Source organism: Desulfosarcina widdelii, assembly GCF_009688965.1.
GTDB lineage: Bacteria > Desulfobacterota > Desulfobacteria > Desulfobacterales > Desulfosarcinaceae > Desulfosarcina > Desulfosarcina widdelii.
On record NZ_AP021875.1, the window covers coordinates 6,815,862 to 6,841,273 of the forward strand.

Annotated in this window: 19 protein-coding genes; 9 read left to right on the plus strand and 10 right to left on the minus strand. The window is 57.6% G+C overall.

All coding sequences use genetic code 11. From position 1 onward, the window contains the following. Positions 1-7: 7 nt before the first annotated feature. The 5 genes from GN111_RS31140 to GN111_RS31160 all read left to right on the plus strand — a co-directional run bounded on the left by GN111_RS31140 (position 8) and on the right by GN111_RS31160 (position 6,377). Positions 8-388, plus strand: coding sequence for a hypothetical protein (locus GN111_RS31140; protein WP_231715609.1), 381 nt, complete (start codon positions 8-10; stop codon positions 386-388). Between the two features lie 88 nt (positions 389-476). Continuing rightward, a complete protein-coding gene (locus GN111_RS31145) occupies positions 477-2,990 on the plus strand; it encodes a plasma-membrane proton-efflux P-type ATPase (protein WP_155307485.1) in 2,514 nt (837 codons plus the stop codon). Between the two features lie 145 nt (positions 2,991-3,135). Next, on the plus strand, positions 3,136-3,918 hold the full coding sequence (locus GN111_RS31150; RefSeq protein WP_155307486.1) for a hypothetical protein: 783 nt from the start codon (positions 3,136-3,138) through the stop codon (positions 3,916-3,918). Next, entirely contained in the window at positions 3,902-4,366 is a 465-nt protein-coding gene (locus GN111_RS31155) for a DUF2231 domain-containing protein (RefSeq protein WP_155307487.1), read from the plus strand. Before GN111_RS31150 ends, GN111_RS31155 begins: the two co-directional genes overlap by 17 nt. Positions 4,367-4,439: 73 nt before the next feature. Then, a complete protein-coding gene (locus GN111_RS31160) occupies positions 4,440-6,377 on the plus strand; it encodes an Nramp family divalent metal transporter (RefSeq protein WP_155307488.1) in 1,938 nt (645 codons plus the stop codon). A 106-nt stretch (positions 6,378-6,483) separates the two neighbouring features. On the opposite strand, the gene GN111_RS31165 is transcribed toward GN111_RS31160, so the two are convergent. The 8 genes from GN111_RS31165 to GN111_RS31200 form a co-directional block, all read right to left on the minus strand. Further along, the gene (locus tag GN111_RS31165) at positions 6,484-8,925 is read right to left on the minus strand and encodes an SLC13 family permease (RefSeq protein ID WP_197740463.1); all 2,442 of its coding nucleotides are present in this window, start codon (positions 8,923-8,925) and stop codon (positions 6,484-6,486) included. Between the two features lie 55 nt (positions 8,926-8,980). Further along, a complete protein-coding gene (locus GN111_RS31170) occupies positions 8,981-10,279 on the minus strand; it encodes an APC family permease (protein ID WP_155307489.1) in 1,299 nt (432 codons plus the stop codon). A gap of 81 nt (positions 10,280-10,360) precedes the next feature. Further along, positions 10,361-12,319 (minus strand): ATP-dependent zinc metalloprotease FtsH, encoded by a 1,959-nt coding sequence (ftsH, locus tag GN111_RS31175; protein WP_155307490.1) that lies wholly within the window; start codon positions 12,317-12,319, stop codon positions 10,361-10,363. 12 nt (positions 12,320-12,331) lie between these two features. After that, positions 12,332-13,813 (minus strand): Do family serine endopeptidase, encoded by a 1,482-nt coding sequence (locus GN111_RS31180; protein WP_155307491.1) that lies wholly within the window; start codon positions 13,811-13,813, stop codon positions 12,332-12,334. A gap of 229 nt (positions 13,814-14,042) precedes the next feature. Beyond that, positions 14,043-14,225 carry a hypothetical protein gene (locus tag GN111_RS31185; protein ID WP_155307492.1) on the minus strand — a complete coding sequence of 61 codons (183 nt, stop codon included), beginning with the start codon at positions 14,223-14,225 and terminating at the stop codon, positions 14,043-14,045. After that, a complete protein-coding gene (locus GN111_RS31190; RefSeq protein WP_155307493.1) occupies positions 14,222-14,683 on the minus strand; it encodes a putative molybdenum carrier protein in 462 nt (153 codons plus the stop codon). Before GN111_RS31190 ends, GN111_RS31185 begins: the two co-directional genes overlap by 4 nt. A 64-nt stretch (positions 14,684-14,747) precedes the next feature. Beyond that, positions 14,748-15,125 (minus strand): response regulator, encoded by a 378-nt coding sequence (locus tag GN111_RS31195; protein WP_170302545.1) that lies wholly within the window; start codon positions 15,123-15,125, stop codon positions 14,748-14,750. A gap of 44 nt (positions 15,126-15,169) precedes the next feature. Continuing rightward, a complete protein-coding gene (locus tag GN111_RS31200) occupies positions 15,170-15,439 on the minus strand; it encodes a Smr/MutS family protein (protein ID WP_155307495.1) in 270 nt (89 codons plus the stop codon). A 240-nt stretch (positions 15,440-15,679) separates the two neighbouring features. Between GN111_RS31200 and aroB the strand changes: the two genes are divergently transcribed. From aroB to GN111_RS31220, 4 genes are all read left to right on the plus strand, one after another. Then, a complete protein-coding gene (gene aroB / locus GN111_RS31205; protein WP_155307496.1) occupies positions 15,680-16,714 on the plus strand; it encodes a 3-dehydroquinate synthase in 1,035 nt (344 codons plus the stop codon). A gap of 20 nt (positions 16,715-16,734) precedes the next feature. After that, a complete protein-coding gene (locus tag GN111_RS31210) occupies positions 16,735-17,889 on the plus strand; it encodes a tRNA-queuosine alpha-mannosyltransferase domain-containing protein (protein ID WP_155307497.1) in 1,155 nt (384 codons plus the stop codon). 176 nt (positions 17,890-18,065) lie between these two features. Continuing rightward, positions 18,066-18,590, plus strand: coding sequence for a peptidylprolyl isomerase (locus GN111_RS31215; RefSeq protein WP_155307498.1), 525 nt, complete (start codon positions 18,066-18,068; stop codon positions 18,588-18,590). Positions 18,591-18,626: 36 nt separating this feature from the next. Then, entirely contained in the window at positions 18,627-20,096 is a 1,470-nt protein-coding gene (locus GN111_RS31220) for a leucyl aminopeptidase (RefSeq protein WP_155307499.1), read from the plus strand. Between the two features lie 247 nt (positions 20,097-20,343). Here GN111_RS31220 and GN111_RS31225 read toward each other — a convergent pair whose 3' ends face one another. After that, on the minus strand, positions 20,344-24,111 hold the full coding sequence (locus tag GN111_RS31225) for an SIS domain-containing protein (protein WP_231715610.1): 3,768 nt from the start codon (positions 24,109-24,111) through the stop codon (positions 20,344-20,346). A gap of 182 nt (positions 24,112-24,293) precedes the next feature. Then, complete coding sequence (locus GN111_RS31230) at positions 24,294-25,373, minus strand: iron-containing alcohol dehydrogenase family protein (protein ID WP_155307500.1); 1,080 nt, start codon at positions 25,371-25,373, stop codon at positions 24,294-24,296. Positions 25,374-25,412: the final 39 nt, after the last annotated feature.

Genomic DNA, 25,412 nt, shown 5'->3' on the forward strand with positions numbered 1-25,412 from the left:
ACCCGTCATGACCGTAATTAAAAAACTTCTTGGGGAAACGGCTGAGAACGCTACCTGCACCGAGCACAAAGGGGATTCGGATGCCATCATCATCAACGAGGCACAGTTGATCCTGGCGGAAAAACGAACCTCTCTGGCGGCCATGCGCACCGGCATCGCCGTGTTTGCCCTGCCGCTGTCGGTGCTTGGCCTGCTGATTGCCACATCCCGCTACTACGACGTGCTGCACGTCCTGCCGCTGATCGTCCCTTTGGGCATCATGCTGGCCGCCCTGATTGTTCTGGGCAGCTACCTGATCATCCGGGCGCTGCGCAACATTCACCATTATGATCGGCTGATTGTTCAATTGAAAAATTGCCACAGCAAATTGTCGCAATTTATCGATTAAGGGATGGACGGCAGGCGTCAGGCGGAGTCTTTGTTCGCTCGGCAGCGCTGCGATCAACCCGAGAAGTGAAATGGAAAGGAACATGATCATGGACGTGAACCCAATATCGATCAAAGACGCCCAAAAGACGCCTATCGAGAAACTGATGCAGCAATTGGATACCTCCGACCAGGGCCTGTCCGCCGATGAGGCCCGCCGACGCATGGAGCAGTTCGGTGCCAATGAAATCAGCGAGAAGACGACCAGTGCACTGGTCAAATTCCTCGGTTTTTTCTGGGGGCCGATTCCATGGATGATCGAAGCGGCGGGGATCCTTTCGCTGGTTGTACACCATTGGGTCGACTTCGGCATCATCGTCACCCTGCTGGTTTTCAATGCCGCGGTCGGTTTCTGGCAGGAGCACCAGGCTGGTAATGCCGTCGCCGCTCTCAAAAACAAACTGGCGCTGAAAAGCCGCGTGCGGCGAGGTGGCGCCTGGAAGCCAACCGATGCGCGCGAGTTGGTTCCCGGTGATATCATCCGCTTGCGGGCGGGCGACATCATACCCGCCGATGCCAAGCTCATCGACGGCGACTACCTGAGCGTGGATCAGTCCGCGCTCACCGGCGAATCCCTGCCCGCCGGTAAGGAGAAGGGAGACAGCGTCTACTCGGGTTCCATCGCCAGGCAGGGAGAGATGGTGGCCCTGGTGGTCACGACCGGTGCCCAGACCTATTTCGGGCGCACGGCCAAATTGGTGGCCGGGGCCGGCAAGCCGTCCCATTTCCAGAAAGCCGTTCTGCAGATCGGCGACTATTTGATTTATCTCAGTCTCGGGCTGGTTGCGGTTCTGGTGCTCGTGCAATTGTTTCGCGGTTCCAGCTTTACCGAACTGCTTCAGTTTGCGCTGATTCTCACCGTCGCATCGATCCCGGTGGCCATGCCGGCGGTGCTTTCCGTAACCATGGCGGTCGGGGCCATGGCGTTGTCCAAAATGAAGGCCATCGTCTCCCGCCTCGAATCCGTTGAGGAGATGGCGGGTATGGACGTGCTGTGTTCGGACAAAACCGGAACGCTTACGCAGAACCGGCTCACCGTCGGGGATGTGATGACCTTCGATACTGCAGACGCGGAAACCGTCATGCTGACGGCGGCCCTGGCCTCCAAGGCCGAAAACAACGACAGTATCGATTCCGCCGTAATCGGCACCCTGGACAACCCCGGTGCGCTGGAAAGTTACGACATTCTTTCGTTTACACCCTTCGACCCGGTGGGCAAACGCACCGAAGCGACGGTCCATGCCAGCGACGGCCACACATTCAAGGCAGCCAAGGGCGCCCCCCAGGTGATCATGGACATGGCCGGGCTCGATTCGCAGCGCCGTCGGAAAGTACAGGCGGTTATCGATGACCTGGCCGCAAAGGGGCAGCGCACGATAGGGGTGGCCCGCACCCGTGCGTCCGATGGCCCGTGGGAGTTTCTGGGCATCCTGCCGCTGTTCGATCCACCGCGTGAGGATTCGGCGGAAACCATTGCCCAGGCGAAAGCGCACGGTATCGCGGTCAAGATGGTGACAGGAGACAACCTGGCCATTGCCCGTGAAATGGCAGGCAAATTGGGCTTGGGGCAGGCCATCCAGGATGCCGATCGTCTGTTGGGTGAAGACCGTTCGGTGGACGGGGAACTGACCGCCCGCATCGAAGCGGCCGACGGCTTCGCCCAGGTGTTCCCCGAGCACAAGCACGGCATCGTCAAGGCGCTCCAGGACAAGGGCCATATCGTCGGAATGACCGGTGACGGTGTCAACGATGCGCCGGCACTCAAACAGGCCGATGTGGGCGTCGCCGTCAGCGGAGCCACCGATGCCGCCAGAGCGGCGGCCGATCTGGTCCTGACCGCGCCGGGCCTCTCGGTGCTGGTGCGAGCCGTTGAGGAGGCGCGCCGGATCTTCGAACGCATGAACAGCTATGCCGTCTACCGCATTACCGAGACCATCCGCATCATGATTTTTGTCGTCCTGGCGATGATTGTCTTCAACTTCTATCCGATCACGGCCATCATGATCATCCTGCTGGCGTTTCTCAACGATGTCCCGATCATGACCATTGCCTATGATCGTACCGGACTGGAACCCGGGCCCGTTCGCTGGAACATGCACCGCATCATTGCCGTATCGGCGGTCATGGGGTTGACCGGTGTGGCCGGCAGCTTCCTGATGCTCTACATCGCCCTCGACCTGCTGCATCTGAGCATTCCGCAGGTGCAGACCTACATTTTCCTGAAGATGGCCGTTTCCGGCCACCTGACCCTTTTCGTGGCCCGCAGTAAAGGCTTCTTTTTGAAAAAACCATATCCGGCGCCGGTAATGGTCTGGTCGGCACTGGCCACCAAACTGATCGGCACCTTGCTGGCGGCTTATGGCTTTGGTCTGATCACACCCATTCACTGGCGTGAGATTGCATTGATCTGGGGCTATTCGGTCGTCTGGGCGTTTTTAACCGATTGGACAAAAACCCTGGTGTATCAGCACTTCAACCTGCACGGTCGGCACCACGAACAGTTTCTGGAAATGGTCCACCATCACCTGACGCCGCATTCGACGCATGGCGGCGCGCATCTTTAGCACCTAAAGCAGGCGTTTCGCCTTTTCGAAAAATAGAGGAAGGTTCTGATTTCAAAATCTTATAAGCGGTCTGTCCTCTCAAAAGGCTAAACGCCTACTTCAGGTAACAGCAAAACCGTCAATTATAAAAAAGGCAGGCAGCGATATGGAAAGCGTCTGGAAACCCAACTATCTTATCGGTTTTTACTTCTCGATCCTGCTGGTTCTGCTGTTGTGTGTGAGCACCACGCCGTTGTTGATCCGGCATGGAATTGCGATCACCGACAGATTCATCATTGAAGAAGAAGTTCTCGAAACGATCATGATTCTTGTCCTGTTCGGCGTTTCCTTCCTGGTCATGATTCGTATGATCAATCGCCTCAATTCTTTCAGGCAGACGGCAGAACGGGCGGTATACGAAAAATCGAGGCTGATATCGCGGCTGGCGGAGGCCTTCCGGTACATCGGAAGGGTTAACGTGGAGATCCAGGAAATCGAGTCGGCGCTTTGTGGCGTCGCCTTCTATCCGCAGAGCAAAAAAGAATTCCGGGCGCTGGTCGACAAGCTGGCCTTAAAGGCGATGACCATTGCCGCGGCTCCCTGGCTGGTTGTCCGTATGATCGACCGCAACAGTGGCCAGACCGTTAACGAACACGCCGTTCAACATCCCGGGACTACGCCTACCTCGGCCACCATGGGCAACCGGGCAATTCTGAATGGCGTCCGGATCGAGGGGTTGCAGACCATCGGACCCCGCCAGCAGAACCTCGACCTGCTGACCGTGATGATTTTTCCGGCTGCTGCCCTTTCAAAAGAGAAAAACATTCTGCTCTCCGCGATCCTGAACCAGATCGAAATGCTCTTCATTCTCTACCGTGCCGGCTGTATCAAACCGAGCCAAAGTAGCAGAAATAGCACTAAGGAGGTCGTCCATGATACCAATTACTGAAATTCATCCCATGCTGGTGCATTTTCCCATTGTTCTATGGATCAGTGCAGAACTCCTCTCCGTAGGAATCCTGCTGCGCGGCGGCGATCTGAGCGTCCGGCAGGCCTGGCCGATGGCTGCGTTTTACAGCCTTCTGGCAGGCACCGCGTTTGCCGTCGTGGCCGCAATTTTCGGCGATATCGCATTGGACCATGCCGTTGCAGCCGGTTTCGACGCAGGACCGTTGGAAATCCATGAAACCGCTGCCATCAGTACTTTATGCATTTTCGGTCTGCATGCAATGTTGCGATGGCTGGCATCCCGGTTCGGGTATTCCCTCAACGGTAAACGCGGCTGGTTGGCCGAAATTCCAGGCCTGCTCGGTATCATCGGCCTTTTCGTGACGGCCTATCTCGGCGGTGAACTGGTTTACCAACTGGGTGTCAATGTGGCGACTACGGTCCATTGACCGTCCGCTAACAACTCTCTCGAAATTGAATGCCCATGAGAAATAGATAAAACGGAAACAGGAGACTGTTCTCATGCGCGGAACATCGTATTCCGACCGACCGGCGGCCGACCGCTTCGATAAAAAGATCGATGTAAAAAAACGGGGCGGCCTGCACCGGTTGATCGCTTTCGTCGGGCCGGCCTATCTCGTCAGCGTGGGATACATGGATCCGGGAAACTGGGCAACGGACATCGAAGGAGGTGCCCGTTTTGGTTATATGTTGATCTGGGTTTTGCTGATGTCCAACATCATGGCCTTGGTTTTACAGACATTGAGCGCCCGGCTGGGCATCGTTACCGGCCTGGATCTGGCCCAGGGCTGTCGGAGAGAGTACTCAAAAGGGACCAACCTCTTTTTATGGGGGCTTGCCGAAATTGCCATTGCGGCTACCGATCTGGCGGAAATTCTTGGTACCATCGTCGGGTTGAACCTGCTTTTCGGTCTACCCCTGCTCTGGGGCTGCGCGGTGACCGCCATGGACACCTTTTTGCTGCTGGCACTGCAGCGCCTGGGAATGCGCAAGATGGAGGCCTTTATCGTCATGCTGGTGGCCACCATCGGGTCGTGCTTTTTCATCGAAGTCTACCTGGCCAAACCGGATTGGGGCGGTATCGCCGCCGGATTCATTCCACAAATGGATTCTTCGGCGATCTATGTGGCCATTGGCATGATTGGCGCCACGGTTATGCCGCACAATCTCTACCTGCATTCGTCTTTGGTCCAGTCACGGGCGGTATCCGACACCGTCACAGCCAAAAAGGAGGCCTGCCGGTTCAATCTGGTCGATTCCACGGTGGCGCTCAACGCGGCCTTTCTGGTGAACGCCGCGATCCTGATCATGGCGGCGGCGGACTTTCACAGCCGGGGGATCATGGTCACTGAGATTCAGCAGGCGCACGGATTGCTCAGTGGCGTCCTGGGCTCCCGGCTGGCTCCCATCGCCTTCGCGGTGGCCCTGTTGGCGGCGGGGCAGAGTTCAACCATCACCGGCACCCTCTCGGGCCAGATTGTCATGGAAGGTTTTTTCAACATGCGCATGCAGCCCTGGCTGCGACGTCTGGTGACCCGCGGCCTTGCCCTGGTGCCGGCCACAATCGTCGTCGCTCTGGCCGGCGACCACGGTTTATACCGGCTGCTGATTCTTTCCCAGGTCGTGCTAAGCCTGCAGCTGCCCTTCGCCATCATTCCACTGATCCATTTTACTTCCGACCCAGGCAAGATGGGAGGATTCGCCAATCGTCCCTGGCTTCAGACGGCGGCCTGGGCCATCGCAGCCATCATTGTCGCCCTGAACCTGAAACTGGTTTTCGATTCCATCGCCGATTGGGCCGGCAAACTTCCGCTATGGCAGAATATATTTTTAATGATTCCTCTCATCGGGGTTCTGGCGGTTCTCGTCATCATCACCGCAAAACCTTTTTTTCGACCCGGCCGCCGATGGGAGAGCGCGATCACGACCGACGCCGGTCGGGTGGCGGGAACCATTGCACCGCTTCGCGTGCGGCATATCGGTGTGGCCTTGCAGCATGCCCCTGGCGATGGGCAGATTCTTTCTTCGGCCGTAGCCGAAGCGCGCGGGCACCGTGCGGGAATCACCCTGCTGCATGTGGTCGACACTCCCGGCACGCTCATGCTGGGGAAAGAAAGCTGGAGCCTGCATAGCGCAGAAGACGAACTTTATCTCGCCCATTTGACCCGTGAGATCGAAGACGCGGATCTTCCGGTGGAATTTCTTCTGCTCCACGGGCAGCCGGCCGAGGCCATCGTCGATGCCGTCCACGCTGCCGGCATCGATATGCTGGTGATGGGCTCGCACGGCCATCGAGGAATGGACGATCTGGTCTTCGGCCAGACCGTCTCGGCCGTGCGCCACGCCGTAGAGATTCCGGTGCTGGTGGTGCGAAGCTACGGCCGGGAACGTGCTCAGCGGAGCAACCATGCCGATGAGCTGAAATTCAAATCGGAATGAACAGGACAAAAGAGTTTGCAATGGGCTCCATGGTAAAAATAACGGGGAGAGGTGGATGTGCAATTGCACGGCTATCCGTCGGCGAAAATCGATGTCCGGCGCTGCACTACAGGTAAAAGAAATACGTCATTGCCACCAGGATGATGATGTAAATAACCGCCAGCCCACCGCCGATCCTGATGTAGTCGCGGGTCCTGTATTCACCGGGCCCCATGTAAAGCGCATTTACCTGGTGGGTCGGCAGAATGAAGGAGTTGGACACCCCGAGCCCTACGACAATGGCGGCCACCCGCGGATCGACGCCGATCTGGTTGGCGATGGAGATCCCCAGCGGGATCAGCAGCGTGCAGGCGCCGACATTGGAAATGACCATGGTGAATCCGCAACTCAGGGCGGCCAGAAGAATTAGCAGCAGCAGAGGATTCATCAGGGGGCCGAGACCGGCGACAATGCCCCTGGCAATCCACTGGGCCGTACCGGTCTGATTCATGGCCATCCCCAACGGGATGAGTCCTCCCAGCAGGAATACCGTGCGCCAATCGACCGCCCGGTATGCTTCATTGATCGATATGACCCGCGTTAGAACCATACATACGGCGCCCAGCATGAGACAAACCGACAGTGGAATCGGATTGTAGGACTGGCTCTGAAAATAGAAGCTCGACAGAAGCATCAGGCCCAGCGTTACCATGAAACAGATCGATGCCCAGGCGGCTTTTTCAGGTTTGTGAAATTCTTTTTCAAAAGGCGTGATGATGATCAGGTTCCGGTGAAGGTCTTCCAGGGCGTGCAGTTGCTCCCAGGTGCCGTGCAGCAGCACCGCATCACCGGCTTGAAGGGGGCGGTCGGCCAGTTGTCGATAATAGGCTTTGTCGGATTGATGAATGGCCAGGGCATTCAGTCCGAAGGTCTCGCGAAATCGGATTTCCCTGATGGTTTTACCGATCAGTCCGGACCGGGGCGACACCACACCTTCCACGATTCCCGCCAACGAAGGATTGAACATATCGTTTTTGAAAAATTCCGGTTCCTCTTTCAGATCCAGTCCGTATGCGCTCACGAATCTTTCAACGGCTTTGACCGGACCGTAGACACACAGGAAATGACCCGGTTGCACCGTCATGTCTGGAAGCGGGGCAACCTTGCAGGTGCCGTCGATTTCGGCCGAAGCCACGATATTGACAAGATACCGCCTGCGTATCTGCATTACGGTAAGCGGAAGCCGGGCCGGTCGGAAATCCTCGGGAACATGAATCTCAAAGGGCCCCTTGATCAGGGGGTAGGCGTCGAGGATGCCTTCGCGGGCAGGATCGACGGGTTTATTCGAATCAGAAGAGGATTTCTCCTGTCGTCCGGCGAGCATACCCAATCCTACCGTCGAAAGATAGGCAATCCCGCCGACCACCAATGCAAGGCCGATGGGCGTCAGTTCCAGAAATGCGAATTTGGGCATCCCGGAGGGAAGAATGTCGTTAAGCAGGATCAGGGGGCTGGTCCCGATCATGGTCAGGGTGCCGCCAAGGATGGCCGCCATGCCGATGGGCATGAGCACCCGCGAAATGGGGATTTTCAGCCGGTAAGAGGCAACCAGGCGGATAGCGGGCAGGAAGAGCACCGCAGCGCCGGTATTTTGCATGACGCTGGAGATGACGGCGATCAGACCCGAGAAGATAACCGTCAGTCGTCGTGAACTTCTGCCGACGCGTTTGAGCAGCGGTTGAATCATGCGATTGACCAGTCCGGCCCGGTTCAACCCGTAGCTGATGATCATTACGCCGATGATCGCCACCACGGCGTTGCTGCTGAGTCCTTTGAACGTGTCCCGGGCGTTTAAGAGCCCCAACTCGGGAAGCAGCACCATCATCGCGATGGCGACCACGTCCACACGCACCCACTCAACGATAAAGAGAAAAACAGCGGCCGCGATGATCGTCAGCATCAGGACTTTGGTCTTCAGATGGGTGTCGATTTCGAAAGGCAGGCGGTGGACGCCCATATCCTGGACCTTGAGGTTCCTCGCATCGACCAGTTCGCCATAGATGTCCATCCAGAAAGAGTGGCTGCCGGCAATGGTCCGCGGATTGACGATGTAGTCCACTGTTGCGGTCAGGGGCTGTGTATCGGAACAGGAAGGGCGTTTGAATTTCACCAGAATATGACGATAGGGCCGGTCCGGGTGGATCCTGTCGATAAATGCGATGCCGCTGTCTTCCGGAACGGCGATATAGATGACCAGTGGAACCGCCTTCTCCCGGTCCCATCGCACCTGTTTGCCAACGGTGTTCTCGGGCGCTGTCAGCCGCGCTTCCAGTTCGAAGCTGCCGGATTCCCCGGCAATCAGGGTTTTAAGGGGCTGCTTGATCCTTACTTCAATATATTTGGGGGAACGGGAAGATCCGGTGCGCTGCGATGCGGCAACCGGCTGCGGTGGCTTGGGTGATGGGGGTGGCGCTCCTTCGGCGTTTTGAGGAAAAAAAGGGAAATTCATGACAACGGCCACCGAAACGGCCAGGCGTGCAATCCACAAAAGCCCTTTTAAGATCCCCATAAAAAAATTTTACCATAAAGCCGATGAAAGTCAAATTCAGGAATTGTGCCGGCCCTTACCGGAAATGCTCCAGAAGAAGATTGCCCCGCCGCCACAACCGGTAGGCACCCTCCACGGCAAAGGCCAAAAACAGCATGGCCGCCAGGACCCAGATGTGGGACGGTGAATGCTGCCAAGTATAGTGCAGCAGGCTGTAGAGCGCACCCAGGCAGAGCAGAACGCCTGCGATGGATATCCAGCGCCGGCTGCCGGTCTTCTCGGCCAGGTGGACGTTGGCGGCGTTGACAGCGGCAAAAATGAGCAGAAAGCCGGTGCTGCCCATGGTCGAAATGCTTGACAGGTCGAAACAATTGGCGACCAGCAAGGTGGCGCCGCTGGTAATCAAAAGGCCCTCCACCGGTCGGTTCCACAATTTGCGCTCCAGGATTTCCGGCAGCTCGCCGTCCTTGGCAATGGTGTAGCTGAGACGGGCGGCGCCATACAGGGTCGCGTTGATGGCCGACAGGGTGGAGAGAAGGGCCGCCACGGTGATCAGCAGGTACCCGAAAGATCCCAGAAAAGGTTTGGCCGCCTCCGCCAGGGCATAATCCTTGGCAGCGACGATCCGGTCAACCGGCAAATTGCCCACCGTCACCGCGGCTACCAAGACATAAAGCAGGATGACGAAACCGACGGCCGAGTAGTAGGCGCGTGGCAGGGTCCGGTTTGGGTCGCGGACATCCGCAGCGGTGTTGGCAATCAGCTCGAAGCCTTCGTAGGCCAGAAAAATGATCATCGCCCCGGCGAGAATGCTCGTGGCCGAAGGCCAACTGCCCGCGGCAATCCTCGAAACATCGATGGTCCAGGCGCCCACGCCGGTAAAAAAGAGCAAAATTCCGATCTTGGCGGCGACAATCCAGGTTTCGGCGCGGCCGATGGTTTCGACATTGAGAAAATTGAGACCGGTGACCCCCAGCACCGCGACGCTGATCAGTATGTGCTTGCCTAACGAACGGAAACCTTCCGGAAACATGGCGGCGCCATAACTGCCAAAGGCGTAGGCGTACAGAGAAAGCATGACGATGTAGCTGATCCAGAGAAGAACGTTGGCTGTCCCGGTGAAAAGGCCCGCGCCAAACGCCTGGTCCAGAAAGACCACGGTGCCGCCCTGTCCGGGAAAGGTCACCGACAGCCGGGTGTAGGCGTAAGCGGTCGCCATGGCCACCAGACCGGCAGCCAGGAACGCCAGCGGTGCGGCACCATGGGTCATCTGTACGGAAAGCCCCAGGACGGCGAAAATGCCGCCGCCGACCATGCCGCCGATGCCGATGGCCACCACCGGCCAGTATCCGATTTTCTTTTCAACCTGATCCATCGATAACTCGTCCTTTCATTCCGGCAAAGCATATGCAAGTTCGCAAGATGAGCAGCGAGCATTGGTCTGCAGATCGGCCGGCTAATGTGCAGCAGCAAGCTTTGGACCTTTTTCATCCGAATTTTCTCGGGGTGCCGGGCCTGGTCCCAGAATACGCTGGATGTCTTTTCCATCGATTTTTTCTTTTTCCAGAAGCAGTGCAGCCATGGCTTCCAGCTCGCTGCGATGGGCAGAGAGAATCTGCCGGGCGGAACGGTAGGCCTCATCGATGATTGCCTGGGACTCATGGTCGATCAACGCCTCCAGGCTTTCCGAACGCCGCTGCGTGGATGGCCCCTGGTTTAAAAACGGGTTGGAAGCCCGTTCCACCAATGATCGGTTGGGCATCTGCTCGCTCATCCCGTAAACCGTGAGCATGTTGCGCACGATATCGGCCACCTTCTCCAGATCGTTGGCCGCCCCCGTGGATATTTCACCGAATACCAGTTCTTCGGAGGCGCGACCGCCCAGAAGACCCTTGATCTTGCCCAGCAGTTCACTGCGGGACATGAGAAAACGATCCTCCAGGGGCGTTTGCAGCGTGTATCCCAGAGCGCCGATGCCACGGGGAATAATGGAGACTTTCTGGACCGGATCGGCCCCCGGTGTGAAGTGCCCGACGATGGCATGGCCCGATTCATGGTAGGCCACTACCTGGCGCTCGTGGGGATTGATCAGCTTGTTTTTCTTCTCCAGGCCGGCGATGACCCGCTCGATGGCATCCTGGAAATCTTTTTGCCGGACGGTTTGCCGATCCCTGCGCGAAGCCAGCAGTGCCGCTTCGTTGCAGATATTGGCAATCTCGGCCCCGGCAAGTCCGGGTGTCTCGGCGGCCAGTTTCCGGAAGTCGACCTGATCGTCCAGGATCAAAGCGCGGGTGTGAACGACAAAGGTCTCCATGCGACCTTTCAGATCGGGCCGGTCTACCAGGATCTGACGGTCGAAGCGCCCGGGACGCAGCAGCGCCGGGTCGAGTACTTCGGGACGGTTGGTGGCCCCCATGATGATGATGCCGGTCTGAGGATCGAAACCGTCCATCTCCGTGAGCAGTTGGTTGAGTGTGTTCTCCCGTTCGTCGTTGCCGCCCATGACCATTCCCTGTGCGCGGTTTTTGCCCACAGCGTCCAATTCGTCGATGAAGATGATGCAGGGTGCCTTGGCCTTAGCATCCTTGAACAGGTCGCGCACCCGAGCTGCTCCGACGCCCACGAACATCTCCACAAAATCGGAGCCGCTAAGATTGAAAAACGGTACCCCCGCCTCGCCGGCAACGGCCCTGGCCAGCAGGGTTTTCCCCGTCCCCGGAGGTCCAACCAGAAGGATTCCTTTGGGCAGCTTGGCGCCCAGACGGGTATACCGCTCCGGACTTTTAAGAAATGAAACCACCTCCCGGACCTCCTCGACAGCCTCATCCACACCGGCAACATCTTGAAAGGTGACTTTTTGGGACGGGTCCACGGCATAGATGCGGGCCTTGTTCCTGCCGACATCCAGAAAACCGACGCCTTTATTCATGCGGCGGGCCAGAAATCGACCGAGTAGAATGAAAAAGGCCAGCGGCAGGATCCAGTTTGAGAGAAAATTGGTCAACCAGTGGGATTCGATTTTGCCCCGGTAGTCTACGCCATGGGATTGGAGATCGGCGATCAGGCGGGGGTCCTCGAGGCGGTCAACCACGAACTGGTGTTCAACCTGCTTCTGGGCCTTGTCTCTGAACAGCCCGAAGTCAAGGTTCCAGGGTGCCTTCTTGCGGGGCGGCTGGAATACCGGTGTCTCGTTGCCGTTGCTTTTAGCGTTCGATGCGGCCGACTTCTCCAAGCCGAAGATGCGACGGTCTTCCAAGAGCACACTTTGAATCCGATCATTGGCCAGCAAATCGCGGAATTTGCTGTAGGAGATCTCCTTGACCGCAGCACCGCTGAAGAATATCGACTCGAGCAGGATGACGGTGAAAAATACCAACACGTAATAACTTAGTGAGAATTTATGCTGCTGTTTCATGATGCGCTTCCTCTATCCGATGGTCACCTGAACGAAACCGGTCTGTCCGGTTCGATGATCCAGCGCTTTGAACAGAACCTGTTGATGGGGCGGCAACGATTTGATCATGGCCACGAATCCTTCGACACTTTTAACGGGCAGGTTGTTGACATCCAGGATGACATCGTCCTTTTCAAACCCGGCCGTATCCAGCGCCCCTTCGTGATCCAGCGAGGCAATGGCGATCCCCTGACCCGCTTCAATACCGTATTGCCGCATTTCGCTTTCCTTGAGCGGCCTGATCACCGCTCCCAGGCGATCTTCCAGAGAAGCTGCGATACGGCGCACGGCGTCCTCCATACTGCCGATGGTTACAGTCAGATCAATGGACTTTCCGTCACGGGACACGGTCAAATCGGCAGTATCCCCCACCGGCGTATCCCCCACGCGGCGCTGCAGTGCAGCGGCATCCTGGATGGGATCTCCATGGAACCGGACCACCAGATCACCTTTTTTCAGACCGGCTTTGGCGGCCGGACTGTTCGGAACCACATCGGCGATCAGGGCGCCTTTGTTATCCTTGCGCTGCATGGATTTTACCTGTTGGGGTGTCAGGTCACGGATGCTGACCCCCAGCCAGCCGCGAATCACCTTCCCATGGTCGATCAGGGCCTTGGCCACATGGACGGCCATGTTGCTGGGAATGGCGAACCCGATGCCTTCGAACCCGCCCGACTCGGTCGCGATGGCTGCATTGACGCCGATCACCTGGCCCGAGAGGTTAATCAACGGGCCGCCGCTGTTGCCCGGGTTGATGGCCGCATCGGTCTGCAAATAATCCTGGTAGGAGGTCGGATCGAGAACGCCTCGCCGATGCTTGGCACTGACGATTCCCTGGGTGACGGTCTGGTCGAGTCCCCGGGGATGGCCGATGGCCACCACCCAGTCGCCAACTTCCATTTTGTCCGAATCACCAAAAGTTACCGCTGGAAGTTTCTTCCCGGCATCGATTTGAATTACTGCCAAATCCGTTTTGGGATCGGTTCCCACCAGTTTGGCCGGGTACGACGTGCCGTCGGCCAGCAGGGCATTGATCTCCGCTGCGCCTGCAACCACATGGTTGTTGGTCAGGATATGCCCATCTTCATCAATGAGCATGCCGGTTCCCAGTCCCCGCAACTCCTGCCGGAATTTTTGCGGTGGTTGGGGGCCGTTGAAAAAGAAATGGAAAAACGGTTCGTTGCCAAATGGCAGCGTGGGGTTGGCGATCTCCCGGCGCTGGGTGACGTCGATGTGTACCACGGCCGGGATGTTTTCGTGGGCAACCTGGGCGATAGCGCTTCGCCAAGTCGATGCCGATGGGGCGGCAGTCGTCGGTTCAAGCTGCACGTCCTTGGACACGGGAGCCACCGCGACCTTGTCGGAAGATGAATGACATTGGGTCAATCCCAGGGCCAGCAGCGCCATCAGGCCTGCCAGTACATATTTTTGCCGGATTTTTTCTCGGGTTTTCATATTGCCCTCCTTTGACGTGGATAGGATTGTCTGCCGAGGCGGCGTCTACCTTTTGACTGTAAAAGTAAACTCGGTGGTCAAAGAAGGGTATAAGCGAGCTTCTCATTTTAATGTAGGACCAGGTGGGGATCTCTTGTCGGAAAAATTCCTACGCCAAGACGATTTGGTGCACGGAAAAAGCCCCGGCAGAAAGACGGCGGTCCCGGTTTCACTCGTTCAGCGGCAGGTATCAGGTCTTGGTGTCCTCGTCCGGTCGATCCTTTGCTTCGGTAATGGTCACCCGCATGCCGGGGCTGAGTGAAAAATATTCTCCAGACCGGGTGACGATGCCTATCTCGTGATGGCCGCAGCACTCGCACTGCCTGGCGGTTATCGTGCCTTCCAGCGGCAGGTCGGGAGTAGACGGCTTCATTGCAGCAGGTGGGTGAGGATGTTGACCGTGTCCATGTAGATGGCCGGGTCGCCACTGGCCCGGGAACCGGCCACGTTGAGGGTTTCGATGCGGTTCATCTCGATCCAGGAAGCGATCAGGGAGGCCGCGTCGGAGGCCCGCTGGCCGAGGGTTAGGTCGATGTGCAGCAACTGTTTGCCGTGCTTTAAGGCCATCTTGCGGGTATAGTCGCTGCCGCCGCTGGGTGTTCCCCGGGTGATCAGCAGGGTGCCTTCCGAATCCAGGACGTTTTTCTCCGTACGGGCGGCATAGTCGTCGGTGGGCATCTCATCAAGCTGATAATAGGAGGGCAGGGGGCCGTCTTCGGCAAGCCGCCCTTTGGGAACCCAGCCGCCGTGGGGCAAGCCCAGGCGCATGGCCACGTCCAGGGCCGCCCGGTCCACACCAGTCTGTCCGCCGCTTATAATCTTTTTCAGCATGATCGTGAAGGCCTCGTTTGTTTTCGATTCAAGGTGCGCGTTGAATTGCCGCTTTATGGGCTTTTCAACCCGGTTGCAGGTCTATGGCCTGCCCGATTGCCGCCTGGATTTCACTCATGGTGGCCGGCTTGGTGATTGTTCCCTGAAATCCGACCCGCCTCAACTGTTCGGAGCTGTAAAGATGGGCATGCCCGGAGTAAGCGTAGATGGCGACGGCCGGGCGAACCCGTTTGATCTGCTCACAAAGTTCGGTTCCGTCGATTTCGGGCATGATCAGGTCGATAAAAATCACCCGAAAGTCGACTTTGCGCACCATTTCGACGGCCCTTTGGGGGCTGTCCGTCGTCTGGACCTCGTATCCCATTCGCTGGAGAATTTCCCTGATCATCTCCAACTGATCCGTCTCGTTGTCCACCACCAGGATTTTTTCTTTTGCGGCCATGTCACCTCCCGATGAACTCGTAAACATTTAGATTTACGGGTCCGTCACCTCCTTGTGAGGGTTGCCAGCGTCGCCCCCCACCCTCCGGCCTCCGGCGGTGCATCTTCATATCGCTCTACGCGGGGGTCTTTTTTCAGCAGGGTGTGAACGCGTTGGCGCAGCACGCCGCTGCCCTTGCCGTGAATGATCCGCAGATCATTGATATTGGCTTCAAGACAAGCGTCTATATAATCGTCCAAAAGGGCGTTGAGTTCGCCCGGGGCGAAGGTGTGCAGATCAAGGACGCCGTTAATGGGAATGACTACCGGGTCCATAGCGGTTGCATGCCTTTTTGATGAAGGTCTGGAAAAATTGCTTCAGCATACCCCAAAACCGGGGTGGGTGGCAAGCGGGCCGAAAAAGTCGAGGGAAGAGGGATGATAGATGATGGACGAGGATGTAGGGAATCAGGTTGGGGTTGGGCTTTTCCATCCGTCGGGACTGTGGTAAGAAAGACGCCCAGCAGCATAGAATGGTACTGAACCGATCGACAACTTAGCAGCCATGGTGATGTGATGAAGAAATTATTGGTTCGCGGCGGCTCCGGTTCCTCCCAGTTGCTGGTGGGCGAATCCATCGACAACCTGATCGCATACATCGATCCGCGTCGGACGGTGATCGTTACCGATACGACGATTGAGGGCCTTTACCGACAGCGCTTTCCCGATTGCCCGACAATTACTATCGGTCTGGGTGAGAAGATAAAAACACTGGACACCGTGGCAAAGATCTATGACCAGCTGGTGGAACTGGAAGCCGACCGCTCGAGTTTCATCCTGGGGACCGGCGGCGGCATTGTCTGCGACATCGCCGGATTCGTGGCCTCCACCTATATGCGGGGACTGCCCTTCGGGTTTGTCGCCACGACCCTGCTGGCCCAGGTGGACGCCAGTGTGGGCGGCAAAAACGGCGTGAATTTCGGTGGGTACAAAAATATGGTGGGGGTTTTCAATCAGCCCGATTTTGTCATCTGCGACATGACGGTTCTCCAAAGCCTGCCGGTGCGGGAGATTCTCTGCGGTTTTGCCGAGATCATCAAACACGGTGCCATCGCCGACGAACGTATGCTCGATTTTCTGGATGCCCACCAGGATGATGCACTGAGACTGGACAAGGCTATCGTGGAGTACCTGGTCTACCGGTCCGTGGAAATCAAGGCCAAGGTGGTGACACAGGACGAGCGCGAGAAAGGCGAGCGGCGCAAACTGAACTTCGGCCACACCTTTGGCCATGCCATCGAAAAACTCACCGGCATCCCCCACGGGGAGGCCGTGGGCATCGGAATGGTGCTGGCGGCGAAGCTGTCCGCGAAGATGGGACTCCTGCACGACAGGGAGGCCGCCCGCCTGGAGCGAATCATCGCCGGCTACGGACTGCCGGTGCGGCCGCCAGTAGACCTTGCCGCCATGCTGGCCGCAATTCGCAAGGATAAGAAGCGTGAAGGCGATCTCATCCATTTCGTTCTTCTGGAAACCCTGGGCCGCGCCCGGGTGGAAGAGCTGTCCTTCGACGAACTGCAGGCCTATATGAGCAGCGTGGCGACAAACTGACGCCCCACCATGCGAGAACAATGAAATTTCTCTTTCTGGAGCCGTTTTACGGCGGTTCCCACCGGGATTTCGCCAAGGGATGGGTGGCGCACTCGGGCCATGACATCCATCTGGCGACCCTGCCCGCCCGATTCTGGAAATGGCGCATGCGCGGGGCGGCCCTTCATTTTTCCCGAACCGTGGGCGATTTGGCCGCCTACGACGGAATCGTCACCACCGGCCTGATGAGCCTGGCCGATTTCAAGGCCCTTTGCGATGGCTGCTGCCCACCTGTATTGCTCTATCTGCACGAAAGCCAGACGACCTATCCCCTGGCGCCCGGTGAGCAGATGGACCTGCAGTTCGTTTTTACCGATCTTACCACGGCCCTTTGCGCGGACCGGATTCTGTTCAATTCACAATCCCATTTCGATCGCTTTTTCCGTGCACTCCCCGGATTCATTGGCCGGATGCCTGAATTCAAGCCCCATTGGGCCACCAAGGTTATCCGCAGCAAGGCCGCAGTCCTTCATCCGGGCTGCCGCTTCGATCCGGATCTTCTATATCCGGCGCCGCTGCCCGGCGGTCCGCCCCTGGTCGTCTGGAATCACCGCTGGGAATTCGACAAAAATCCCGACGCTTTCTTCAGCGCCCTGGACCGGGTGGATCGCATGGGAATCGATTTTCGACTGGCCCTTCTCGGCGAAACCAGTCAATTCCAGCCCACTGCCTTTCTGGAGGCACGATCCCGCTTCGGCGAAAAGATTGTTCACTACGGATATGAGCCCGACAAGGACGAATACACACGGTGGCTCAAGAGAGGCTGCGTTGCCGTCAGCACGGCGATTCAGGAGAACTTTGGCATCGCCGCGGTCGAATCCATGCGCCATGGATGCCTGCCGCTGCTTCCCCGTCGTCTTTCCTATCCGGAAATCCTGCCCAAGGAATTCCACCGCCTTTTCCTGTATGCCGACGATGAGGACCTGGCATCCAAGCTGGCCGCGATCCTGCGCCAGCCCGAGCATTTTTCCCACCATCGGCCGGTGCTCGCCGACATGATGGCCCGCCACGCCTGGTCGTCTGTCATTGATCGTTATGATCGGGAGTTGGATTTGTTGGTGGAATCCAGAAGACAGAGGACGAAAGATGGACGCGGGACGATGGACGATGGACGAGGGATGAGGGATGAGGGATGAGGGATGAGGGATGAAAGCTTGCAGGTGGTCTTTTATCGGATTTCCGACCTCCGACCTCCAACCATCGTCCTGCATTGACACCACCGGCGGATGCCCCTATATTATCCGGGATCCAGATAACTTCTTCCACGCCCGCGCACGGCGTGGTTTTTCATTCCATGCACAAGGAGAAAACGATGTCCAACCAGAAAGAAAGCTACAAGGAAGAAATCGATCGGGCCACGGCGGTATTCGAGACCAATATGGGAACCTTCGAAGCTGAACTTTATGCCAAGGAGTGTCCCGAAACCGTGTGGAATTTCATCAACCTGGCCGAGGGCCGGCAGGAGACTGTCCGGGGCGGCAACTACTACGACGGCCTGAGTTTTCATCGCATTATCGACGGCTTCGTGATTCAGGGCGGATGCCCCTTCGGCAATGGTACCGGAGGTCCGGGTTATCAGTTCAAGGACGAATTTCATCCCGATCTGCGCCATGACGGCCCCGGTGTACTCTCCATGGCCAATGCCGGACCCGGCACCAACGGCAGCCAGTTTTTCGTTACACTGGCGCCGACGCCTCACCTGGACGACCGCCACTCGGTATTCGGCAAGGTTACCGAAGGACTGGATGTGGTCATGAAGATCGGCTCCGTCGCCACCGGCCCCATGGACAAGCCGTCCGAACCGGTGATCATGGAGAAGGTGACCATCAAAAGATAGAAATCAGTCGGTCCATCCATAAAGGGAGAATCTGGCATGCTTGAACTGAAGTCGATCAACTTGAAGCGCGCCCGGGTGGAAACCCTGGTCGTACCGGTATGCGAAGAAGAAGATATTCACAGCGACCCCACCGTGAAAGCCCTAACGTCAACAGCCAAAGAGCTGGCGGAATTTAAGGGCAAAACAGGTGATCGCGTCACCCTTTTCCAGCCCGGAGGAACCAAGATCGAACGGGTTGTTCTTTTCGGCGTCGGAAAGAAGGAGAAGGTGACCCTCGAAACCCTGCGTGCCTTTACCGGAAAAGCCGTCAACTTCTGCATCAAGGCCGGGTTGGGCACCATGACGGTCGCAACGCCGACTGCGTCCGCCATCAACCTGGACCCCGCTGCGCTTTTAAAAGCGCTGATGGAGGGTGGCTTGCTGAGCAACCACATCTTCGACCGCTATAAAGAGAAAAAAGAACGCAAGCCGGTCCGCAAGATCATTCTCATGGCCACGGCGGCCCAGAAAAAAGCCCATGCCGATCTTGCCGGTTCCGTCAGTGCCGTGTGCCAGGGAAGCATCATGGCACGCGAATGGGTGACCACGCCTTCCAATGACAAGCGGCCGCCAGCCTTTGCCGGGATGATCCAGAAGACCGCCAAGTCAGCCGGGCTCAAGACCAAGGTGATGGACGAGCGCTGGCTGAAGGAGCAGAAGTTCGGTGCCATGCTGGCCGTGGGGCAGGGCAGCAATGCCAAGCCGCGTCTGGTTGCCCTGGAGTACGCGCCCCAGGATGCGAAAAAAACCATCGTTCTGGTAGGCAAGGGTGTGACCTTCGACTCCGGTGGAATCAACCTGAAGCCTTCGGGTAGCATCGAAACCATGAAAATGGACATGTCCGGAGCGGCTGCCGTTGCCGGTACCCTGCTGGCCGTGGCGCGTCTGAAGCCGTCGATCAGAGTGGTCGGCGTCATGCCCCTGGTGGAGAATATGCCTTCCGGAACGGCCATCCGCCCGGGAGATATCGTCCGATCCTATGCCGGCAAGACCATCGAAATCGGCAACACCGACGCCGAAGGCCGTCTGATTCTCATTGATGCCCTGGCCTGGGCCAAAGAGCAGTACAAACCGGATGCCATGATCGACTTGGCCACCCTCACCGGCGCCTGTGTCGTGGCGTTGGGCGAGAAGATTGCCGGTGTCTTTTCAAAGGACCGGCAACTGGCTGATGCCATCGTGGCCGCCGGCGAAACGACCCATGAACGCTGCTGGCCGCTGCCCCTGCCAGAGGATTACATGGAGCTTTTGAAAAACGATTTTGCCGACCTGAACAACATCAGCAGCGGGCGCTGGGGCGGCGCCATCACGGCGGCCCTTTTTCTTTCCGAATTTGTCGGAGATACTCGCTGGGCCCACATCGACATCGCCGGACCGGCCTGGATCAAGAAAGCTTCGGATTATTGCGGAGCCGGTGGGACCGGGTTCGGCGTGCGGCTGCTGTGCGAGTTGCTTGAGAAGATCTGAAGTCGGAAGTCAGAGGTCAGAAGACGGAGGACGGAAGATAGATCGCAGAAGCGGATGGTATCATTTTGTTTGAAAATACGAAACGGCCGGGAATTTTCCCGGCCGTTTTCATTTTGCGTTTCGAATAATAAATGCGGTGGATGAGGATTCTGATTCCCAACCCTCAGGCCCTTCCTATCGGACATCGGTCTTCAGATATCCGTCTTCCGTCTTCCGTCTTCTGACCTCTGACTTCCGACTTCCGTTCTTACCGATGCCTTTCCACCATCCCTTCGGCCAGTTTCTCGGCCGAACGCCCGAACAGGTCATCCACGGGAACTTCTTCCAGGTATCCATCGGACCAGGCAACACTGTTCTCCTGTACGATGTTCTTGATGTGTTCGTATTTGCCGCCCAGTGCCTTGACTTTGACCGCTAACGGACTTTCTTCTTTGAAGCCGATGTTGAGCAACAGAAGGTAGCGGATGCGGCTGCCGTCGGTGGGGTCTTCGGAGGTAGCCGGGATGACCACGATGCTGCGCCCGTCTTTTCTACCCTTTCCGATGTAGACGTTTCCCTCACGAACGATGATGCGTTTGGTGCCTTTGAGAACCGGGTCCTTTTCCACCCGGGAGGGGAGTTTGGCCAGGATGCCCGTTTTCTTCAGAATCTTGATGGTTGTCTGATCGGTGGGGTCGCCCAGCAGGCCGAGGCCGTCGATGCGGTAGAGGATGCTTCCCTTGACGTGGTCGATCACGCCCTGAATATTCTTCATGACGATCACGTTGCGGTTGACTACTTGGGCGATATCCAGTTCGTGGTCGGTAAGGCTGTCGAAGAGCACCCCTTCGACTCGCTCGCTGATGCGACTGGTCCCCACGGTGACCGTCTTGGCTTGATGCTTGATGGCGTCCACCGGGCGGGACATGAGGTTGATAGATTCTCCCAGCACCCGGAAAAGGGTGTCGATGACGTTTTTGGCCGTTCCCTTGAGCCCGAAATCCAACTCGAAATCGGTCAGCGGCAGACGACCGGAAAGGTATTTGAACAGCAGGGTCAGATCCGATGCGTGGGTAATGGCTGCCGGGAAGCGGACATTTCTGCGGCGTTCGCGAAAAGCCCGGTAAAATTCGGCAATCTTCTCGCGGAAGCTTTTCTCAAGGACGGCTTCATAGACATCCAGCCCCTTGTCGGCCATTTCGTCGAGGGTGGTGTATAAAGACTCCCGGACCTCGTGGAGAAAGCGCGAACCGTCGTGGATGGCCAACGCGGCATGATAGCCCCAGATATGCCCCACCAGCGTGTTGAGGATGGGGGCGAACTGGGGACTGACCTGGGGAACGTGAAACACGTCTTCGGCGTAAGGGTCGAAACGGTCCTCTCCTTCGTCGGCAATGACCACCGGGGCGGCCTTGTGGGCCTTGAAGATGGCTGTGTCCTTGATGATGTCTCCGATAACGGTCCCCCTGGAGCCGGCCGCACAGACGATGATCAGCGGTTCGGAGGAAAGGTCGATGTGCTTCTTGTCCTCCACGTAATCCGAGGAGATGGTTTTGTAACACAATTCGCTGAGCTTGATGCGGATCTCGTCGGCCGACGCCTTGTTGGGGCCGCTGCCCACGGCCGCCCAATAGGTTTTGGTAGCCGCCAGTCGGCGAGCCGATTTCTGGAGAGAAGGTCCCAGGGCCAGAACGCTGCGCATATGCTCCGGAATCCGCAGCAGTTCGGCAATCTGATCCGAAAGAAACTCACTGGATCGGCGGCCCTTGATGCCGGCTACCTTGAGGCCCAGCAGGGCGCCGGCAACGATCTGGGAGTAGAAGGCCTTGGTGGAGGCCACACTCATCTCGATATCCCTGCCGCTGGAGGTGTACAGGACGCCGTCCACTTTGAAGGTGATATCCGAATCCCTCCGGTTGACGATGGCCAGGGTGTGGGCGCCGCGGGCCTTGACCATGTCCACGGTGCGGTTGGTGTCGGTGGTGGTACCGGACTGGCTGATGGCGACCACCAGGGTGTCGGCCATGCTGGCGTCGTCGTCGCCTTCGTTCAGTTCGAATCCGGACAGTTCCGAGGCCTTGAGGGCTCGCAGCTGTATCGTGGGATCGGCCAGGTAGGACTTGAGAATATCGGCGCAGGCTTGGGCCGCCACACCGGCCGTTCCCTGGCCCACGAAAAAGATCCGCCGGATGCGGTCCTCACGAAAAGCCGCTTCCAACGAAGGCGGGAAAACCCGCTCATCCAGGTGAATCGCATAGTGCTGGCCGTCGTCCTCTTCCCGGACCTTCCAGCGATTGAGCAGGGTGCGTTCCACCGAAAGGGGCGCTTCGGAGATCTCTTTGAGAAAGTAGTGGGAGAAGTCCTGGCGGTCGATATCCCGTGAGGTGATCTCCGTGTGCTTGATATCGTCGTCGGTCAATTCGATGGGTGTGCCGTCGTAATACATGGCGGTGATCCCGGACAGACCGCCGGCAGAGCGCTGGTCCAGCACGAAAATCTGCCCTTGGGTCGGGCCGTTTTTGCCTTCGGCCACCTGTTCGCCGTTCATCTTCAGAAAGCGCTGCGTTTCTTCGATGAACCCATAAACCTCCGAGGCCGACATGTAATGGTCTTCGGCCAGCCCCACGAAGACCGCCTGGCCGCTGCCCTTCTGGGCTAGAAAGAATTTTCCCGGGGCCAGGTCGGTGTGCATGGCAATGGCATGGGACCCCTGGAAGTCGCTTACCGCCAGCCGGAAGGCCTCGGCCACGTCCACGCCGGTCTGCAGATGTTTTTCGATCTGCAGGGGGATGATTTTGGTGTCCGTGGTGATCGACTCGGGGATGCTGCCCCCGTCGGCCTCCACGGCGGCTTTCAGTTCCATGTAGTTGTCGATATCGCCGTTGAGGCAGGCATGGATAATGGGGTGCTCCTTCAGGCAGGCGCCGGCCAGGGTATTGTCCACCGGATGGCAGTTGGGTTCGGTGATGGCACCCACCGAGGCCCAGCGGGTATGGGAGGATACCGTGTGAAACGTGTGTGGTGCGGCGGTGATTTTCTGCAGGATACGATCCTTTCGAATCTGGCCTCGCAAAAAGCGGATGTTGTCTCCCAGGCTGCCGATTTCGGCGGCAACTTTGTATACCATCGTCAGGGCCACAATGGCATCGCCGTTTTCGGCAGTAGAGTGGTTGAAGCTGATACTGGCGTTGCCCAGCACTTCGCCCTGCATGCGATCTTCGAACTCGGCGGCCAGGTTTTCGTCGGTCAATTCGACCTGCAAAGTATCGAATGCCGCTGCCGGCAAAATGAACAGAATGGAAATGCCCGCCGAATCCCGGCCGCGCACCTCCAACCGGTCGATGCTGTTGAGGACGGCATTGATCTGGCGAAAAACGGTGACGCAGCCGTCGGCAACCGGTGCTTCGCTGCCGGACATCAGCTCCCGGACACGCTCGATATTTGCGGCCAGTTCAACATCCAGGCACCAGACCATGTCCTTGAGCATTTCGATGCGGGCGGCGACGACATCCACCGCCCGGGAGTCGAGGCTGCCGACTTCTTTGGACATAAGGTCCTGCTCCTGTTCCAGCAGGGCGGTCAGTCGGGCGGACAATTGGACCAGATGCTGCCGGGCGGACGGATCGGAAAAAAGAGCCAGAAAGCGAGCCTCTTCCTTGAGGGATCGGATGTCCTTTGTCAGGCTGTCCAGCACGGCCTGCCCGGCCAGGTAGCCATCAGCGACCGCATCGGTCTGACGGGCGCAGGATTGCAGACCGGACATCGCGACGGCGTCGATGCGGTTTTCCAGTCCGGCGAGATCGATATCGATTTTTCCCTTGGATTTGCCTTTGACGGCAATGATGCCTGCCAGGCCACAGCACACCAAACTGGCGGAGCAGGGAAAGAGAATGATTGCCGGTCCATGCACCCGCGACGGGTGGCGGCCCCAACAAATGGCCGGCCACTGGGTGTTGAGGTTACGGATTTTTCGTTGCAGATCGGACAGGAAAACTACCATCTTTTTGGCAGCAGTTACAATTCGGTTTGCGCTCATGGCATTCATTTACCCCACTTTTCAGGGAACTTTTTTTTAATCCTGATGGTTTTGTAAAAAGTTGAAAATACGAAGTTGGCGTCATTCCGGCGTATACCGGAATCCAGTGATTCCAATAATTTCTGGATGCCGGATCAAGTCCGGCATGACGAGCCTGAGACTTTTTACGTGGCCAACAACCGTCACATTTTCAGATACAGTTCCCGGATTTTGTCCCTGGTCATGATCGTCTTCCAATCCTTGCCCAAAGCATTTTCCCACAGGGGTTCGAGCACCAGGGCCACATTGATCATGGTGTCCATCTGGTCGTCGGTGAGGCCCGACACCAGATTGCGCGGCAGGTCGATTCCCTGGCGTTCCATCATCTTGCGGAATTCACGCACCCCTTCCGGGTAGTAGTCCTCCAGGTAGTCGAAGACCACCGAGTTGCCGATGCCGTGGTGCAGGCCCAGCACGAAGGCAAGTCCGTAGGACAGGGCATGGCAGATGCCCACCTGGGAATAGGCGATGCTCATTCCGCCGCAATAGGAGGCCATCATCAGCTTGTCGTCGGCATCGGGAGTGTCGGTGAGAAACACTTCGCGGCACAATTCTATGGATTTTTCGCCATAGGCCTGGGAAAAGCTGTTGAGATAGGTACCGGTTAGCGATTCCACGCAGTGGATGTAACAGTCCATGCCGGTGTAGAACCGCTGCGGGTTGGGGGCATCGGCGATCATCTCCGGATCCAGGACGATCTGGTCGAAGACGGTGTGATCGGAGTTCAGGCCCAGCTTCTTCTCCGGGCCGGTAAGCACCGTGGTGCGGGAGACTTCGGCACCAGTTCCCGATAGCGTGGGAACGGCGCAGTGGTAGACCGCCGGATTTTTAATCAGGTCCCATCCCTGGTAATCGGCAGAGGATCCTTCGTTGGTGAGCATGAGCGCGACGGCCTTGGCCAGGTCCATGGTGCTGCCGCCGCCGATGCCGATCACCCCCGAGGGTAGGTGGTCATGCTTTGCGACCATGTACTTTTTGACCTGGGTGGTGAGCTGGTCCACATATTTGGTCTTGGGCTCGTCGTCCACATTGACCCAGATCAACAGGTCTTCGGCTTTCATGGGCAGCCTGTCTTTGAGCGGGCCGGATTCGAAAACATCGTCCATTAGAAACACCATGACTGCGTTCTTACCGGACCGCTGCCCTTCGAGAATGTCTCCCAATTGGGAGAAACATCCCCGCCCGAACACCACTTTGGAAACCATTTTAAAGTTGCGAAACATATGTCTGTCCTTGTTTGAAGTTTATTTATAAATTGTTAG